Origin of the sequence: Agrobacterium tumefaciens (assembly GCF_005221385.1) — a bacterium.
GTDB lineage: Bacteria > Pseudomonadota > Alphaproteobacteria > Rhizobiales > Rhizobiaceae > Agrobacterium > Agrobacterium tomkonis.
This window is the reverse complement of the sequence record NZ_CP039903.1, coordinates 1166455-1183633: the sequence shown is the minus strand read 5'-3', so window position 1 is coordinate 1183633 and position 17179 is coordinate 1166455. Positions and strand designations below refer to the sequence as shown.

Here is a 17179-nt window from a genome sequence, read left to right as displayed (position 1 = left end):
TCATGAGTGACAGTGATCTTCGCATAACGCTGGTGCAGGCGGATCTGGCCTGGGAAAACGCCAAGCAGAACCTGCAGCAGTTCGACCGCCATCTGGATGATATAGGTGAGACGGATCTGATCGTTTTGCCGGAAATGTTCACAACCGGTTTTAGCATGAACCCGCAGACGGTGGCGGAACCCATGGACGGGCCAGCGGTGGAATGGTTGCGGGAGACTGCCCGTCGGCACGACGCGGATATCGTCGGCAGCGTGGCGATCGCCGAAGACGGCCGTTATTTCAATCGCCTGCTCTGGGCCCGTCCGGACGGTGCGCTCATCCATTACGACAAACGGCATCTCTTCACCTATGCCGGAGAGCACGAGCATTATACGCCAGGGCAGGTGCAGCAGGTGGTGCATTTGAAGGGCTGGAACATCGCGCCCTTTGTCTGCTTCGATCTCAGATTTCCGGTCTGGTCGCGCAATCGCGGTCAATATGACGTGGCGCTCTATATTGCGAGCTGGCCCGCCCGCCGGGCTTCACATTGGAAAAGCCTGATGCCGGCCCGCGCCATTGAAAATCAGGCCTATGTCATCGGTGTGAACCGCGTGGGCATTGATGGCAACGAGCTTGCTTATGACGGTGACAGCATGGTCATCGATCCGCTGGGAGAGATATGTTTTCACGCCAATGTGAATGCTGCCGTGCACCAGCAGCAGCTTTCGCGCCAGATGCTCGACGATACAAGGGCGAAATTGCCGTTCCTGCGTGAATGCGAGCAGTTCGAATTGACCGTTTGAGGCGTGATCGGCGCGAGGTCGGGGCGGGGCGGGTTGACAGTCCGCCTCGATATAATTAATGGACTAAGCGCTCAGTTAATTTATGGGAGCAATCATGGCCCGCAAGCTCGATCCGGCAAAGCATGAAGCCAAGCGGCAGCAGATACTTGAAGCTGCCATCAGCTGCTTTGCGCAAAACGGGTTTCACCAGACCACCACTGCGCAGATCTGCGCGGCGGTCGGCATGAGCTCCGGCAATCTCTTCCATTATTTCTCCAGCAAGGAAGCGATCATTGAAACGATCGTTGCCGAGGAGCGGCGGGAAACCGCCGTTTATTTCGCCGAACTCGGCGCGGCGGACGATCAGTTCGGTGCTGTTCTGGGCTTTGTCGATGCATCGCTGGAACTTGCCACCGATCCTACCTATGCACGGCTGGTGCTGGAGATCGCGTCAGAGGCGATCCGCAACCCGGCTATTCATGCGCTTGTCAGGACCGCCGATCAGGAAATCCGGGCGGGGATCACTGATCTTTTGCGCAAGGGAATGGAACGCCGCCAGATCGACGCCAATCTCGACGCCGAGCGTGCTGCGACCTGGATCGCGGCGCTGATAGACGGAGTTTTCTCACGTCTGGCGGTCGATCCCGATTTCCGGCCACTTGAAGAGGCCGACATGATGCATCTGATTATCGGCCGCTTTCTGGCTGCGAGACAATCTGTCGGCGAGCTGGCTGGGACCGGGCAAAATCCGACGCCGGCAACGGCTGGTCGATAGGCCTGCAGGGAATACCCAGAGGAAAATCGGTCTGCGGTTTTCCATTCCATTGCTTCTGTAGTCGCTGACAGGCGGCTCCGGGTTCGCGGATATTTACGAGAAAATCCGAGATGTAGAGCGGGGCTTTTGACAGCCAGTTTTCATTAATTCAACTGAAGATGTCGGATTTATGAAAATTTCAACGCAAAGTATATTGATGCTTTTCAAATGAATGAATGTATGTTTTATACAGCCTCAGACGCATAAAGGCGAAATGAACTGAGAAAACTCTCATATTAATATTCCAAATCCGGAGTATTAATAATATTTTTTGCATGCGATACGGCCTCCATTTCTGAATTACATCGTAATTTTTCTTGTCTCTGACGGGAGCGTTGCTTCTCGTCCCCAGGGAAGGACTATTCCTGTGATGCTGCAAAACCGTAATTCCGCACCGCCTCCTCTCGATATCGCCATTGTCGGCATGGCCAGCCATTTTCCTGATGCGGCCGATCTCTATGATTTCTGGTCCAATATCGTGAACGGTCATGATGCGATCCGCGACATAGGCACGGTTGATCCTGTGGAATATTGGCGGCCGGAGGACTTCTACGATCCTGATCCGCGCGCCGCTGACAAGGTCTATGGCCGCAAAGCCGGCTTTGTGCCGCCGATCGATTTCGATCCCGCCGGTTTCAAGCTGCCGCCGCTGATGCTTCAATCAATCAGTACGGCGCAGCTTTTCGCACTGCATGTTGCAAAACGGGCGATGGCGGATGCCGGTCTGCTCGGAGCAGGCGCTGAAAAGACCGACCGCGACCGCATCGGCGTCATTCTGGGCGGTTCCGGCAACGGCAATACGGCGTTTTCGCTTGCCGTGCGTCAGCAGGTTCCGTTTCTGCGTCAGATTCTCCTGAACAGCGGCCTGTCGGCCGAGGTGGCGGAAGAAACGATTGAACGCCTGCAGGGGCTGTCGCTGGAATGGAACGAGGATAGTTTTCCAGGCTTTCTCGGTAACGTGGCCTGCGGCCGTATCGCCAGTTATTTCGATCTCGGTGGCACGTCCTATATGGTGGATGCCGCCTGCGCGAGCAGTCTCGCCGCCATCAAGGCCGCTATTGGCGAACTGACGGATGGCAGCTGCGACGCTGTTCTGACCGGCGGCGTTAATCTCGAAAACTCGATTTTCTCGTTCCTGTGCTTCAGCAAGACGCCCGCTTTGTCGAAAAGCAACCGTTCGCGGCCATTCGACAAGCAGTCGGACGGCATGATGCTGGGTGATGGCGTCGGTTATCTGGTGCTGAAGCGGCTTGCGGATGCCGAGCGTGATGGCGACCGCATTTATGCGGTGATCCGCGCGCTTGGCGCGTCCAGCGATGGTCGCGCCAAGAGCATCTTTGCGCCGCGTTCCGAAGGGCAGGTGAAGGCCTTGAAGCGCGCCTATAGCCAGGCCGGGTTGACGCTAGCCGATATTCAGCTGATCGAAGCGCATGGTACCGGCACGGAATCCGGTGATGAGACTGAGATCAAAAGCCTTATCAGACTGTCTGAGGAACAGGGCATCGATGCGGGTCATGCCATTGCGATTGGCAGCATCAAGTCGCAGATCGGGCATACACGCTGCGCGGCAGGTGCGGTGGCAATGATGAAAGTGGCGCTTGGCCTCTATCACAAGGTCCTGCCGCCGACCATCAATGTGGAAGACCCCACTGATGTTCTCGCAAAACCCTTTTACGTCAACAGCCTCGCACGGCCATGGATGCGCCCGGCCGGCGGCGAGCTGCGGCGCGGCGCCCTAAGCGCCTTCGGTTTCGGCGGCACCAATTTTCACGTCATTCTCGAGGAATACGAACCGGAAACACGGGAACAGACATACCGGCTGAACCGCGCGGCTGAGGTCTTCGTGTTTCATGCGGCAAACCCGGCCCTGCTGGATGCGACCTGCCGTGATGCGCTTTCGCAGCTTTCCGGCGAGGGCAGGGCGGCTTTCTTCGACGCACATCTGGCCGATGGCGGCAGGCTTTCTCCACCTGCAGCATCCGCTCGCCTCGGTTTTGCGGCCGCGACGCCCGAACAGGCGTGCGCCTTGCTGACGGAAGCTCTGGCGCTGTTGCAATCCAGTCCCGATCAGGGTTTCGAGCATCCGGCCGGAATGTATTACAAGCCTGAGGCCGCACCTGTGGCAGGCCGTATCGTCGCGCTTTTTCCGGGGCAGGGCGCGCAATATGTCAATATGGGGTCGGGGGTCGCGGTCGATTACCCGGAGCTGCGCCATGCCGTAGAGGCCGCGGATGCCGTGGCTATAGAGGCGGGCCAGCCCGCCCTTTCGGGTGTGATTTATCCGCCACCGGCCTTTTCCGACGAAGAGACCATGCGGCAGGCCCGTGAACTTACCCGTACCGCCAATGCGCAGCCGGCTATCGGCGCGGTGAGCGCCGGTTATTTCCAGCTGCTGAAACGGCTTGGCTTCACCCCCGATTTTGTTGCTGGGCATAGCTATGGCGAACTTACAGCTTTGTGGGCGGCAGGCGTGCTTTCGGATGCGGATTTTCACCGGGCATCGCTTGCCCGTGGCCGGGCTGTCGAAACTCCGAGTGGGCTTAGCGATCCCGGCGCGATGCTCGCGGCACAGATGCGCCGTGAGGATGCGGCGGAATTGCTGGCGGCCGTGCCGGATATCGTGATCGCCAATGATAACGCACCGGAGCAGCTGGTGTTCGGCGGTGCCACGGAGGCGATTGCCCGCGCCCAGGCCTGGCTTACCGAACGTGGCCGCCGTTGCCAGACGCTTCCGGTTTCGACGGCCTTTCACACATCTTACGTCAGACATGCGGCGGATCCGTTCCGGGACGGAATTGCCGGAATTGAATTCTCGCAGCCAAGTTGCGCGCTTTATTCAAGCGCGACGGCGGAACCTTATGGTAGCGACCCCGCGCTTTATGGTGATGCGCTTGTCGAGCAGCTGGTGCAGCCCGTGCGGTTCCGGGACATGATCGAGCGACTGCACGCCGATGGCGGTTATCTGTTCGTCGAGATCGGCCCGAAAGGCATTCTCGGTAAACTGACCGGTGACATACTCAAGGGCAAACCGCATGCGGTGGTTTCGCTCAACCCGAGCGCCAATGGCGAGGAAGCACTGCAATTCCGCCGGGCACTGGCAAAACTGGTGGTGGAAGGTGTGGCTCTTGCCGAAGCCGACCCTTATGCCCGCCCGCGCCCGCTGGAGGATCGATCGGTGAAGCCGGCCACCAGCTTCAGGCTGCAGGGCGGCTTTTATCTGACCGAGAAAAACCGCGCGCGGCGCGAGCACGCGCTACGGCATGATACGGCCGTGGTGGAGAAGTTCATCGCCCAGCGTGTCGCAGGCTCGCCTGAATCGGCCGCTTCTCCGGTCGTTCGCGCCGCACCTCGACCTGTTGAGGTGGCCGAGGCTTTTGCGCCGATTGCGAAACCTCTTCCTTCCTTTCCCCCTTTGTCCTCCTCCATTCAGCCCTCCCATGACACTGACAGGATCGAGATAGCGATGACCAGCCAATCCGAAAATATGTCGAAGCCGGACCAGATGGACAGGCAGATCGAAAGCCAGAATCTGCTCAGCCAGCTTCACCAGCAGTTCCAGACCAACCAGAGCGAATATATCAATATGCTGGGGTCTCTGGTCAGCAAGCAGCATAACCTTCTGGAAAAATTCCACGGTCATCCGCAGATGGAAAACATGACCGCGAGCCTTGCGCGTAGCCTGCAATTGCTGGAGCGCAATCAGGAACTCTACCACCTCAATCATGAGCGCTATTTCGACAACCAGATGTCCCTGATCAGCGGCGAGGTGGTTCGTAACCTGCCGCATTCCCCCGCCTACATTCCCAATATGCTGGACATGCCGAAACCGGCGCAGCCGGTTGCGGTAACGCGGCAGGAGAGTTTCGCGCCGGCGCCATTGGCTACACCCAAGGCTGCCGATAGGGCAGCTTCAGCACCGATCGTCTCCATAGCCGCGCCGAAACCGGTGATGCCGGTGATGGCCGCACCGCAGATAACCGTGCCGCAGACGCCGGCACCCGCCGCACCGGCTCCTGCTCTCAGCGACGAGGATCAGGCGAGGATCGCTGTTCTCGAAGGCATTACCGAAGAGCGACTGATCCGCGAGTTGACGGATATCGTCAGCGAGCGCACGGGTTATCCGGTCGATATGATCGGCGACCAGATGGACCTTGAGGCCGATCTCGGGATCGACTCGATCAAGCGGCTGGAGATTTTCGGGGCCATGTTCGACCGGCTGTCGAACGGCACCCGGCTTCTTGAAGATGCGGACAAGAACCGCAACGACGAGAATTTCGACATCGAAACCATGAGCAATATCCGCAAGATGACGCAGTTCTTCCTGCGCACGGTCGATGAATTGCTGGTGGCCGTCAAAGGAAACTCAGCCGTTGCTGTTGCCGTGGCGCCGGTTGTTTTGGCCCCGGCACTCAGCGCCGAGGATCAGGCAAGAATTGCGGTGCTTGAAGGTATCACCGAAGAGCGGCTGATCCGCGAACTGACTGACATCGTCAGCGAGCGCACGGGTTATCCGGTCGATATGATCGGCGACCAGATGGACCTTGAGGCCGATCTCGGCATCGATTCGATCAAGCGGCTGGAGATTTTCGGGGCCATGTTCGACCGGCTGTCGAACGGCACCCGGCTTCTTGAAGATGCGGACAAGAACCGCAACGACGAGAATTTCGACATCGAAACCATGAGCAATATTCGCAAGATGACGCAGTTCTTCCTGCGCACTATCGGTGAATTGCTGGCCGATATCAAAGGTCCTTCTCCGGTTGTTGCGGCCGTTTCCGAAACTGCGGTACCGACTGCACCCGCCAGCGCACCAGCTGCAGCGGGTGCTTCCGTTGTGACCCTGCAACGTCTCGGCGTGGTGACATCAACGAAACTGTCGGACATCGGCGATGAGGAGATATCACAGTCAAAAAAAGCTTCGGCTGAGCAGGATGCATCCGCGTTTCCTGCTCAGCCGCTCAATGCCGGCCCTTCCGTCCATCGTCAGCGGGTGGTTCGTCAGGACCTTGCCCGGCCCGACCGGACATCGCTGACCCTTGGTGCCGAACGGATCTGGCTGCTTGTTGATGATGGCAAGGGACTGAGTGAGGCATTGGCCTCCCGCCTCGTTGCCCTGGGCGAGAAGGTTGCGCGCCTTCAGCTGTCCGCGCCGGCTAAACCGGCAAAAGGCAAGAGAACGGCAAAACAATCATCGTCCGGGCTGGCGATGGAGGGCTTGCGCGATTATAACCTCCAGGATCGCGGCAGGGTGGCTATCGAGGCCATGATCGCTGAAATCGAACAGGCGGAAGGCCCGATTGGCGGCTTCATCCATCTGCAGCCGGTAACCGCTGTGGAATCGATCGGCGATGTGTTCCCCGAAGCAGGCTATGAGGCGGCCGAAACACTCTTTACCCTGGCTGGGGTACTTCAGCCGCGTTTGACGGGCACGGCAGCACGCAGTTCCTTCTTCATCGCCAGCCGATGCGACGGTTCGCTCGGAACGTCTGGCAGGGGATTATTCAACGCCATCGGCGCAAGTTTCGGCGGATTGTCGAAATCGCTTTCCGTAGAGTGGGACGATGTTTTCTGCCGCTTTGTGGACATCGATCCGGCACTGCCCGACGAGGAAGCTGCCGGCATCCTGATCGAAGAACTGGAAGACCCGCAAACCGCACTGGCGGAAGTCGGGCGTGGTCCTGACGGGTCACGCATGACCCTTACCAACCAGGCCGAACCGGCGATGGACCAGCCGGAAACCGCGCTCGATGCGGATAGCGTTCTTCTCGTCAGCGGCGGCGCGCGTGGCATCACCGCCGATTGCGTGATCGCTCTGGCGGAGCGCCGTCCCGTTCGTTTCGCCCTCCTGGGGCGCACCGATATCAACGCGCCATTGCCCAGCTGGGCAGAAGGTATCGAAGGAGATGAGGCGCTGAAGGCAGCCGCGATTGCCGCGATGCAGGCCGAAGGCGAACAGCCGACGCCGGTGAAGGTCGAAAAAATGCTGAATGGTGTACGCCATGCGGTGCAAATTCGGCAGACGCTGGCGAAGATCGAACAGCTTGGCGGCAAGGCGGCCTATTTCGCCTGCGATATCGCCGATACGAAGGATGTCGAACGCACCGTGACCACCGTCGAAGAGACCTTCGGCAAGATAACCGGCATCATCCACGGCGCGGGCCTGCTTGCGGACAAGCGTATCGAGAAAAAGACTGGGGAGGATTTCCACGCAGTCTTCCATACCAAGGTGCGAGGCCTTCAAAATCTGATGCGGGCGCTGCAGCCGGATGCCATCAGGCAGCTGGTCCTCTTCTCATCCGTATCGGGCTTCTTCGGCAATGCCGGACAGACCGACTATGCGATGGCGAACGAGGCGCTGAACAAATTCGCGCATATATTCAAGGCGCATTATCCGGATGCCTTCGTGCGCAGCATCGGCTGGGGACCTTGGGACAGCGGCATGGTCAATGACGTGCTCAAGAAGGCCTATGGTGAGCGCGGGCTGGCGATCATTCCGGTGAAAACGGGGACACGGTTCTTCGCCGAAGAGTTCGGTTCCGGCGATGGTCCGCAAATTCTGGTCGGCGGCGACAGCTACAGGGCCGCAAAAACGGTCAAGACGAAGGTGGCATCTCGTCTCGTGGAGCGCAGGGTCGATCTCACTACTGCGCCCTTCCTCGCCGACCATGTGGTCGACGGACGTTACGTCCTTCCCGCCACGGCAGCGGCAAGCTGGCTGGTCAAGTTGGCGGAAGATATGTTGCCCGGCTATCGTTTTGAGACCCTGCTCGGTTTCAAGGTTCTGAAGGGTGTCACGCTGGAGGCCGGGGAAACCTGCCTGCTGGAAGCGCAGATCGAACCTGCGGCGGAAGCGTCGTGCCCTGTGGCCGGTGACAGGCATGCCCTGACGATTTCGGTTCATAGCCGGACCGGCTCCGAACGTCAGAACCGATATATGGGCACCGTGGTATTAAGCCGCGAACTGAGCCTTCGCCCACGTCTCGGGGCCTTCGATCTTGGCAAGGATGACGAGCCGCTGGGTTACCCGCTTTACGGCACGCCGCAGGAAGGTCCACTTCTGTTCCATGGCCCAAGCTTTCGGGGGCTGCGGGAGGTGCTGAACGGCGGCGATCACGGTCTCACACTCGCCTGCGAGTTGAAGCCGGTCGAAGAGGCTATGCAAGGGCAGTTTCGCACGACCTCGTTTAATGCCTATCTCGGTGATGTCTTCATGCAGGCGCCGTGGTTGTGGCTGATCCTCGGCAGCGATTATGCCGGACTTCCTTCCGCCATCGGCCGCGTTGACCAGTTTGCAGCACTCGGTTTCGGGCAGCCGTTCTTCCTCTCCATGACGATAAAATCCCTGACGCAGGCGAGCCTTCTGGTGGATATCGCCGTGCATGACGAGACGGGACAGCTTTATTTCCGGCTCTCGGATGTCCAGTTCACCGTTTCCCGGCAATTGCGAGAGCGGCTGGTCGGGCGCGAAGACAAGGTCGAGGCGGCAGAATAGCCGCCCCGAAAAAGCAAAGGCTTTCCATAAACTCGTAACGACAGGCAGTGAGAAGCGTTTCCGTGTTCCGGTTCAGGCCGGAGACGCTCTCCCTCTGCGCGCCATTTGAAGGATGATCGCGATGGGACAGATAGCAATTACGGGGCTTGGATGCGTCTTTCCGGGTGCGGATACCCCGGATGGTTACTGGCGCAACCTGGTCGAGGGCAGGGACAGCACGTCGCCACTCTCCGCTGCTGAACTGGGTGTCGATCCAGCGCTTTATTATCATCCCGAGCCGGGAACGGCCGATCATATCTGCTACAACCGGAACGGCCACGTGCATGACTTCCGTTTTGAGGCCGAGGGGTATCGTCTGCCGGCGGAGGACCTTGCCACACTCGACCCTCTGTTCCACTGGACCATGCATGCGGCGCGTCAGGCTCTTCAGGACAGCGGCGCATCACCACAGCGCTGCGGCCTGATCGCCGGCAATATCGGCATGCCGACCCACTCGGGCAAACGGCTCATGTCGGGCTTTTATCACCGGATTCTCGAACCCTATCTTCGGGAATTGCTCGACCGGCCGGATTTTTCTTTCCCCGCCTATTGGGATGCCAGCGGCCTGTCCGGGCTCAATCTCATGACCGGTAGCCACAATGCCACGATTGCGGCCCTGGCGCTTGGTCTTTCCGGGCCGACCTACGCCATCGACGCGGCCTGCTCTTCGGCACTTTACGCCATCCGCGTGGCCAGTTCCTATCTTCTCGACGGCAGCGCCGACATGATGCTGGCGGGCGCGGTCTGCCATGCGGACCATATCTATCTCGACCATGGTTTCAACGTTTTGCAGGCTTTTCCGACCGACGGCCGTTCGGTTCCCTTCGACCGGTCCTCGCAAGGGCTGAAGGCCGGGGAAGGTGCCGGCATCGTGGCGCTGAAACGCTACGAAGATGCGCTGCGCGACGGCGACCGGATTTACGGTGTCATCGAAGCGATCGGCGTTTCCAATGATGGCGGCGCCAAGCACATGCTGCTGCCCGATCCGCATGGGCAGATGCTGGCGCTGCAACGGGCCTATACGGGGATATCGCCTGATATCGATTATCTGGAATGCCATGCGACGGGAACGCCGGCGGGCGATCAGGTGGAGCTTTCGACCGTCGAACGCTTCTTTGGCGAAAAGTCGATACCGCTTCTTGGCGCTAACAAGGCCAATAATGGCCACAGCCTCACCGCATCCGGTATGGCGAGCCTGCTGAAGGTGCTGCTGGCGATGCAGCACGACCTGATACCGGCGACGCTGGATATAGAAAACCTTGTGACGACACCCAAAGGGCTTGTGAACCGTGAGCATATCGTTCGCGAAAACAAGCCCTGGGCGAGGGGTGAAAAGCCGCGCCGTGCCGGCATCAATGCCTTTGGCTTCGGTGGCGTCAATGGCCATATGGTGCTGCGCGAGCATGTCGCTGGCGCGATGGTGCCGACGTTCTCAGGCCTGCCTGCCTCCATTCCGGCAGGAATTGATATTGTCGGCATAGCCATGGCCCTGCCGGGAACAGACAATGTCGAAACATTTCGCGAGACGATAACTACCGGACGTCAATGGCTCCAGCCATTGCCACGCACGCGTTGGCTGGGTCTCGAAAAGCGTGCCGATATTCTGGCCCTGGGCGGGATCGGGGAAGCGCCGGCCGGTGGCTATATCGAAAGTTTCGATTTCGATTGCCGCCATTTCAAGCTGCCGCCGAAGGTCATCGGCAATCACCTTCTGGCCCACGCCTTTCTGCTGCCGGTGGCCGAGCGGGCATTTCTGGATGCGGGTTATGCGCTGGACGGGCAGAGGCGCAACATCGCGGTCATCGTCGCGCGGGATGTCGATCATAGCTGCCTGCGTTATCAGGCGCGCAACGAGATCGGTTGGCAATTGCGCGACAGCCTCGACAGGTCGGGCATAAAACTTTCGGCAGAGCAGCTCGCTGGTTTGCAGCACATCGTCAAAGACAGTCTTTTTCCTGAACCCTTCGCCGAAGGCATTACCGGTGGGGTGGGCAATATCGCCGCAAGCCGTGTGGCCGCGCATCTGCGGCTGGACGGACCGGCTTTTGCCCTGTGTGCGCATGAAAGCTCGGCTTTCAAGGGGCTTCAACTGGCGCGCTACATGCTCTCCGAGAATATGGTCGATGCGGTCATTCTGGCCAGCAGCGCCTGCGATGGCGGGCTGGAAAACATGATCTATGCCACTCCCCATCGAACCCAGCCCGTGGGGGAAGGCTGCGGCGTGCTCATGCTCGAAAGAGCGAATGGCGGACCAGCCGGGCGCGCTTATGCCCGCCTTCGCGGTCTTGAAATCCGCCATGACATGACGCCGGGCACCACCTTCCAACCATCGGCGGATGCCGTGGCCGATGCGGCTCAGGCCTGCCTGCAAAAAACAGGCGTTGCGCCGGAAGAGATAAGTTATCTCGAACGCTACAGCATGGCGGATGATAGGGAGGCCCGCATCGAGGCAGAGGGGCTTGCCAGGGTCTATGGCGCCACCGTTGCTGCGGGCAGTTCAAAGCGTCATTACGGCCATCTTGGCGCGGCTTCGGGCATGCTCAGTCTTATCCATACGGCGCTGGTCCTGCATTATGGCCTGTCACCGCTGCGCTCGGCCGGTCCGCGACTGGCGGCAATCAGCGGTATGGGGGTTGACCGGGCCTATACCCATATATTGCTGGAAAGCCCGACAGTGGCGAGGCCTCAGGCGGTGAGCGTTCCGGTGCGTGCTTCGGCGACCGATCCGCTGCTCGTCAGGGTGTTTACCGGACGGGAGCGGACCATGGCCGAGATCATTCTCGATCCCGCCAATTTTGCCCTGTTTGGAAAATCTCCACCTGCAATGCGGCCACTTGCGTCCCCGGCAGTGGTGACCGAAGCTTTCGATAGCCCGGTCTCCGGCTGCTTCCCACGCCTGCCGCTGACCTGGCAGCAGCGGCAGGCGATCCGGAATGCACAAACGAACCTGCGTTTCATGCAGACCGAGCAGGCGTTCTATCGTCGTCTAAGCCATTTGATGTCCGTTGAGGTGGCTATTCCGGCGCGTGCCGCATTGTTCGATGAAGCGCAATTGATCGAGTTGACGGATGGCGCGGTCAGCCGCGTGCTTGGGCCGGATTATGCGCTGGCCGACACCTATGCGGTACGCACGCGCATGCCGTCGCCGCCCTATATGTTCGCCTCACGCATTACCGGCACAACGGCCAAGGCCGGCGCGCTGGAGCCCTGCCGCATCGAATGGGAACTCGATCTGCCCAGCGATGCCTGGTTCATGTGCGAGGACAAGGTTCCGGCTTTCGTGGCGCTGGAATCCTCACATGCGATGATCGTCGCCTTCACGCTTATCGGTTGCGACCAGCTTTTCAGGGGCGAATTGCGCTACCGGGCGGTGGACAGCCGCACCTTCGTTTATGGCGAAATGCCGCGCGCCGGCGAATTGTTGCGGGGGCGGGTGGATATCAAATCCTTCCTCAAGGTCGGCCGTAATATTCTGGTTTCCTACGAATATTGGTGCCTTGCCGATGAGCGGCCCGTTTTCCGGCTGGAGGCCAATTCCGGCTTTTTCCTGCCGCGCGATCTGGAACGCTCGAAGGGTGTCGATCCGGCTCCCTTCCTGAAAAATGACGACGCTGTGCGGCAACCCTTCACGCCGCTGCTGAACTGCACAAGGAATCGTTTCAGCGAAGACGATGTCGAGGCGTTGGGCAACGGCGACCCGGCAAGCTGCTTTGGTCAAAACTACAGAACTGAAACTGCCGCGCCAAAGCTGTGGACACCGATGGCCAGAATGCTCGACCGGGTGGTGGATGTCGACCCCAAAGGCGGCGCGTTCGGCCTCGGCGTGGTTGTCGGCGAGCGCGACATCGATCCTGATCACTGGGCTTTCAAGGCGCATTTCAAGAACGACCCCTGTGTGCCGGGAACATTGCTGGTGGAAGGCTGCGAACAACTTCTGAAATTCTACCTGGCCTATCTCGGGCTCTATTCGGTTCCTCACCTTAGCGGGCATACGCTGACCGACCATCAATACAGCGCCAAGTTCCGGGGGGAGGTAAAGCCGCAGCGCGATACGCTCAGTTATCGCCTGACCTGCAAGTCGATCGACCTCGCCTATGGCGAGGACGGTGTGACGCTGGAGACCGCATCCTTCGTCTTCGTCGCCGAGATCATCCACAAGGGCAATGTCATCGGCATTTGCGACAATCTCGGCGCCGGTTTTGCCCGTCGCCGCACCAACCAATCATCATGGGTGGCCGCAGCATGAACGAAAATCCGCAAATCAATTTCACACCGCTTTTCCGGACATGGAAAAAACAGGCAGACATTGACGCTACCTCTATCGAGGCAATGGGCCGGCTCCTCGCCGATCTCGATAAACGCCTCTACGTACTCAACCCCGGCGGCAAGCAATTGCTCGAAACCAGCTGTGCGGAGGTGGAGAAATGCCTGGGAATTGTGCCCGTGCTGGAGCCCCACCAACTCGGAGATCCGGGTTTCCTGCGCGATTATGGCGTGCGCATGGCCTATTATGCCGGGGCGATGGCCAATGGCATTCACTCTGAAGACATGGTGATCGCGCTCGGCAAGGAACGGCTCCTGGGCTTCTTCGGTGCGGGTGGTCTTGGCAGGGAGCGCGTCGCCTCGGCGCTGGCGCGAATAAGCGCCGCTCTGCCGCACGGCCCCTACGGCGTCAATCTGCTGCATAATCCCGGCGATGCCGAATGGGAAATGGATGTGGTGCGTCTGTGCATCCGCCATGGCGTGAAGGTAGTGGAGGCCTCGGCCTACATGAACCTCTCACCGGCCATCGTTTATTGGCGTGCAGTCGGGCTTGTTCGCAACGGGCAGGGGACTATCGAAGCGCGCAACCGCATCATCGCCAAGGTTTCGCGCCGCGAAGTGGCACAGCATTTCATCAATCCGGCCCCGGAAAAAATCCTTTCGAGACTGGTCGAGGACGGTCTGATTTCCGCCGAACAGGCGGCGATGGCGGGCGAAGTGCCGATGGCCGATGACGTCACCGTCGAGGCCAATTCCGGTGGTCATACCGACAATGGCGTGCTGAACTGCGCCTTTCCTTCCATTGCGGCGTTGCGGGATGAAATAGCCGATCTCAGGGGAGAGGTGTTCCGCGTCCGCATCGGCGCGGCCGGCGGCATCGGCAATCCGCAGGCGATCTATGCGGCTTTCGCCATGGGAGCGGCCTATGTCTGCACCGGTTCCATCAATCAGGCCTGTATCGAGGCTGGCACTTCGCCACAGGTGAAGGCCCTGCTCGGACGCGCGAGGATGGATGACATGGCGATGGCGCCATCCGCCGACATGTTCGAGATCGGATCCAAGGTTCAGGTGCTGAAGGGTGGCACCATGTATGCCATGCGCGCCCAGAAACTCTACAATCTCTACAAGCAATATGACAGCCTCGAAGACATTCCGGTAGCAGAAATCGCCAGTCTGGAGAGCGGGCTTTTTCAGCGCACCTTGCCGCAGGTCTGGGAAGACACCCGGCAGTTCTTTCAGGCGCGCGGCAATCCCAGAATGATCGAAGCGGCGGAAACGCATCCGAAAAAGCGCATGGCGCTGGTTTTTCAATGGTATCTCGGCCAATCCTCCCGCTGGGCGATTGCCGGAGAAAAATCCCGCGCGGTCGACTACCAGATATGGTGTGGCCCAGCCATGGGCGCAATCAATGAATGGTTGCGCGGCAGCCCTTACGAGCCGGTGGAGCGCCGCTCCGTCGTGGCTATCGCCGATCTTCTGATGCGCAACGCGGCCTATCTTGCAAGGCTCGGAGCGCTGAAACACATGGGCCTGCCGGTGCCGGACGCGCTCTACCGCTATCGGCCCTGGGCGGAAAATTCCGCCGGTCCTTCAACGCCGCCAACACGGCATCCATCCCCGTCAATCGGAACCGCCCCGGCAGCATCGCCGGCCAGACTGGAGAACGCACAGCCATGATCACAGATACGGATAGCAAGCTGACGCTGAAGATTTCGCGCGATTTCTACAAGCGGCTCTGGGAACTGATGCCGGGCGGCACCCACTATAATTTCGGTGACGCCGAGCGCGCCTTCGTTGTGCCCTTCAACAAGGGCCGCAATTCCCGCGTATGGGATCTTGATGGCAACGAACATCTCGACCTGTTCTGCAAATTCGGGGCACTTTTCGTCGGCCACCACAATGAGGCCTATAATGAAGCGCTGATCCGCTACATGGAGAAGGTCACTTCGGTCGACACCTGCGATCTGGAGATCGAGGTGGCGGAACTGATGATAAAGCACATTCCCTGCGCCGAGATGGTGCGGTTTTGCCTGAGTGGCACCGAAGCGGTGCAGAATGCGCTGCGGTTGGCGCGCGGTTTTACCGGCAAGAACCGTTTCATCCGCTTCCACGGCCATTATCACGGCAATGCTGACAACGTCATGGGCTGGCGCAAGAAGGACAATCTCGATTTTCCCGTGCCGGAAAAATACCAGGGCGACATGCTCGATACGCTCGGCCGTGCGGATGGCGTGCTGGAAAGCCAGAGCTTCATGCTGCCGTGGAACGATATCAACGCGCTGGAAGCCACCATCCGCCGCTACGGCAACGAAATCGCGGCCGTACTGATGGAGCCGATCTGCATCAATGGCGGCGGTATCTTCCCGGTCGAAGGTTATCTGGAGCGCACCAAGGAACTGTGTGAAGAGCATAATATCGTGCTGATCTTCGACGAGATCATCACCGGTGTGCGCCTGGGTCTCGGCGGCGCGCAGGATATTCTCGGCGTTACCCCGCATCTCGCCACCTTCGGCAAGGCGCTCGGCGGCGGATCGATGCCGATTTCCGCCATTGCCGGCCGGCGCGACATCATGGACCTTTATACGCGCGGCAAAGTCATCCATGCCGGCACTTTCAACGGTTATCCGTTGGGTCTCGCCGCCATCAAGGCGACCTTCGATATCGTCGAAAAGGATCCGGGTTGCTACGACCGGATGCGTCGCTACACCGAACAGATCTCGGGCGTCTTCACCAAGGCGGCCAAGGCTGCCGGCATGCCGCTCGTCATTCAAGGCATGCCGACGGCGCTGGTCTATCACTCACAGGAAGAGCCGGTGGATCGTTCCGAAGGCTATTCGCACAAGGTGAAATTCTGCGACATCATCATCCGCGAAGTGAGCAAGCGCCACGGCATCCAGTTCTCGCCGTTGTCGCGCATCTATTCCAACCTCTTGATGAACCAGGACGACGTGAATTTCTTCGAGGAACGCATCTCCGATGCGCTTGTCAATGCCCGCAAGGTCATGGAAATCGCCTTCAAGGACGAGGAAGTCGCGTGAGCCAGCAAATTGCGGTCGTGACAGGTGCTTCAGGCGGCTTCGGCGCCGCCATTACCCTTGCATTGCTCGATGTGGGTTATGCGGTAGCGGCGGCGGATATCGACGTCGCCGCGCTGCAACGCCTTGAAGAGGAGATCGGAAAACCCGGGCGCCTTGGCGTTTTTGCCATGGATGTCACCGACCATGGCAGCGTTGAGCAGGCATCGGGCGCCATTGCCGAGAAAATGGGGTTGCCGGTGACCGTATTGGTCAACAATGCCGGCATTCTCGACCGCACCTATTGCGTCAACGACCGCAGCCAGACGCAGTCCCGCAAGGTCATCGACGTCAACCTTACGGGCGCGTTCAACTGCACGGGTGTCTTTACGCGCTCAATGGTCCGCCAGCGTTACGGGCGGGTCATCAACATCGCCTCGATTGCTGGCATCTGGGGGGCAGGGGGAGGGGCGGCTTATGCCGCCTCCAAGGCCGGTCTCATCAAGGCTTCGGAATCCTGGGCGCAGGAACTCGGACAGTTCAACATCAGCGTCACGGCGATTGCGCCGGGAATCTGCAAGACCAATATGTCCAAACCCTTCGAACAGGAAGGCATCAACGACACGGTGGCCGATGAACGTCTGGTGCGCTCGATCGTCCCGGTCGGGCGGTGGGGTACGCCTGATGATGTGGCGGAAGTGGTCACGTTTCTGGCCACCTGCAAAACCAATTACCTCAATGCCGCAGTGATCCCAATGGATGGCGGCATGCGGGTCGGAACGCTTTGAACGGAGAT

7 protein-coding genes are annotated in these 17179 nt (G+C 59.6%); all 7 read left to right on the top strand.

The window, feature by feature from the left end; translation table 11 throughout:
* Positions 1-2 precede the first annotated feature (2 nt).
* The 7 genes from CFBP6623_RS05870 to CFBP6623_RS05845 all read left to right on the top strand — a co-directional run bounded on the left by CFBP6623_RS05870 (position 3) and on the right by CFBP6623_RS05845 (position 17171).
* Entirely contained in the window at positions 3-782 is a 780-nt protein-coding gene (locus CFBP6623_RS05870; RefSeq protein WP_080842150.1) for an amidohydrolase, read from the top strand.
* A gap of 94 nt (positions 783-876) precedes the next feature.
* The gene (locus CFBP6623_RS05865) at positions 877-1536 is read left to right on the top strand and encodes a TetR/AcrR family transcriptional regulator (protein WP_046800166.1); all 660 of its coding nucleotides are present in this window, start codon (positions 877-879) and stop codon (positions 1534-1536) included.
* A gap of 409 nt (positions 1537-1945) precedes the next feature.
* Positions 1946-9067: a type I polyketide synthase gene (locus CFBP6623_RS05860; protein WP_137002502.1), complete on the top strand. Its 7122-nt coding sequence runs from the start codon at positions 1946-1948 to the stop codon at positions 9065-9067.
* A 121-nt stretch (positions 9068-9188) separates the two neighbouring features.
* Complete coding sequence (locus CFBP6623_RS05855; protein WP_046800361.1) at positions 9189-13352, top strand: beta-ketoacyl synthase N-terminal-like domain-containing protein; 4164 nt, start codon at positions 9189-9191, stop codon at positions 13350-13352.
* Entirely contained in the window at positions 13349-15046 is a 1698-nt protein-coding gene (locus CFBP6623_RS27005; protein ID WP_200960471.1) for a PfaD family polyunsaturated fatty acid/polyketide biosynthesis protein, read from the top strand. Before CFBP6623_RS05855 ends, CFBP6623_RS27005 begins: the two co-directional genes overlap by 4 nt.
* Positions 15043-16407 carry an aspartate aminotransferase family protein gene (locus tag CFBP6623_RS27000; protein ID WP_046800168.1) on the top strand — a complete coding sequence of 455 codons (1365 nt, stop codon included), beginning with the start codon at positions 15043-15045 and terminating at the stop codon, positions 16405-16407. The genes CFBP6623_RS27005 and CFBP6623_RS27000 overlap by 4 nt, the downstream gene beginning before the upstream one ends.
* Positions 16404-17171, top strand: coding sequence for an SDR family NAD(P)-dependent oxidoreductase (locus tag CFBP6623_RS05845; protein ID WP_046800169.1), 768 nt, complete (start codon positions 16404-16406; stop codon positions 17169-17171). The genes CFBP6623_RS27000 and CFBP6623_RS05845 overlap by 4 nt, the downstream gene beginning before the upstream one ends.
* Positions 17172-17179 lie beyond the last annotated feature (8 nt).

What these genes read in the sequence shown, in the direction of transcription:
- CFBP6623_RS27005 (WP_200960471.1), top strand. Translation starts at nt 13,349, where the DNA reads ATGAACGAAAATCCGCAAATCAATTTCACACCGCTTTTCCGGACATGG.
- CFBP6623_RS27000 (WP_046800168.1), top strand. Translation starts at nt 15,043, where the DNA reads ATGATCACAGATACGGATAGCAAGCTGACGCTGAAGATTTCGCGCGAT.
- CFBP6623_RS05855 (WP_046800361.1), top strand. Translation starts at nt 9,189, where the DNA reads ATGGGACAGATAGCAATTACGGGGCTTGGATGCGTCTTTCCGGGTGCG.
- CFBP6623_RS05865 (WP_046800166.1), top strand. Translation starts at nt 877, where the DNA reads ATGGCCCGCAAGCTCGATCCGGCAAAGCATGAAGCCAAGCGGCAGCAG.
- CFBP6623_RS05860 (WP_137002502.1), top strand. Translation starts at nt 1,946, where the DNA reads ATGCTGCAAAACCGTAATTCCGCACCGCCTCCTCTCGATATCGCCATT.
- CFBP6623_RS05870 (WP_080842150.1), top strand. Translation starts at nt 3, where the DNA reads ATGAGTGACAGTGATCTTCGCATAACGCTGGTGCAGGCGGATCTGGCC.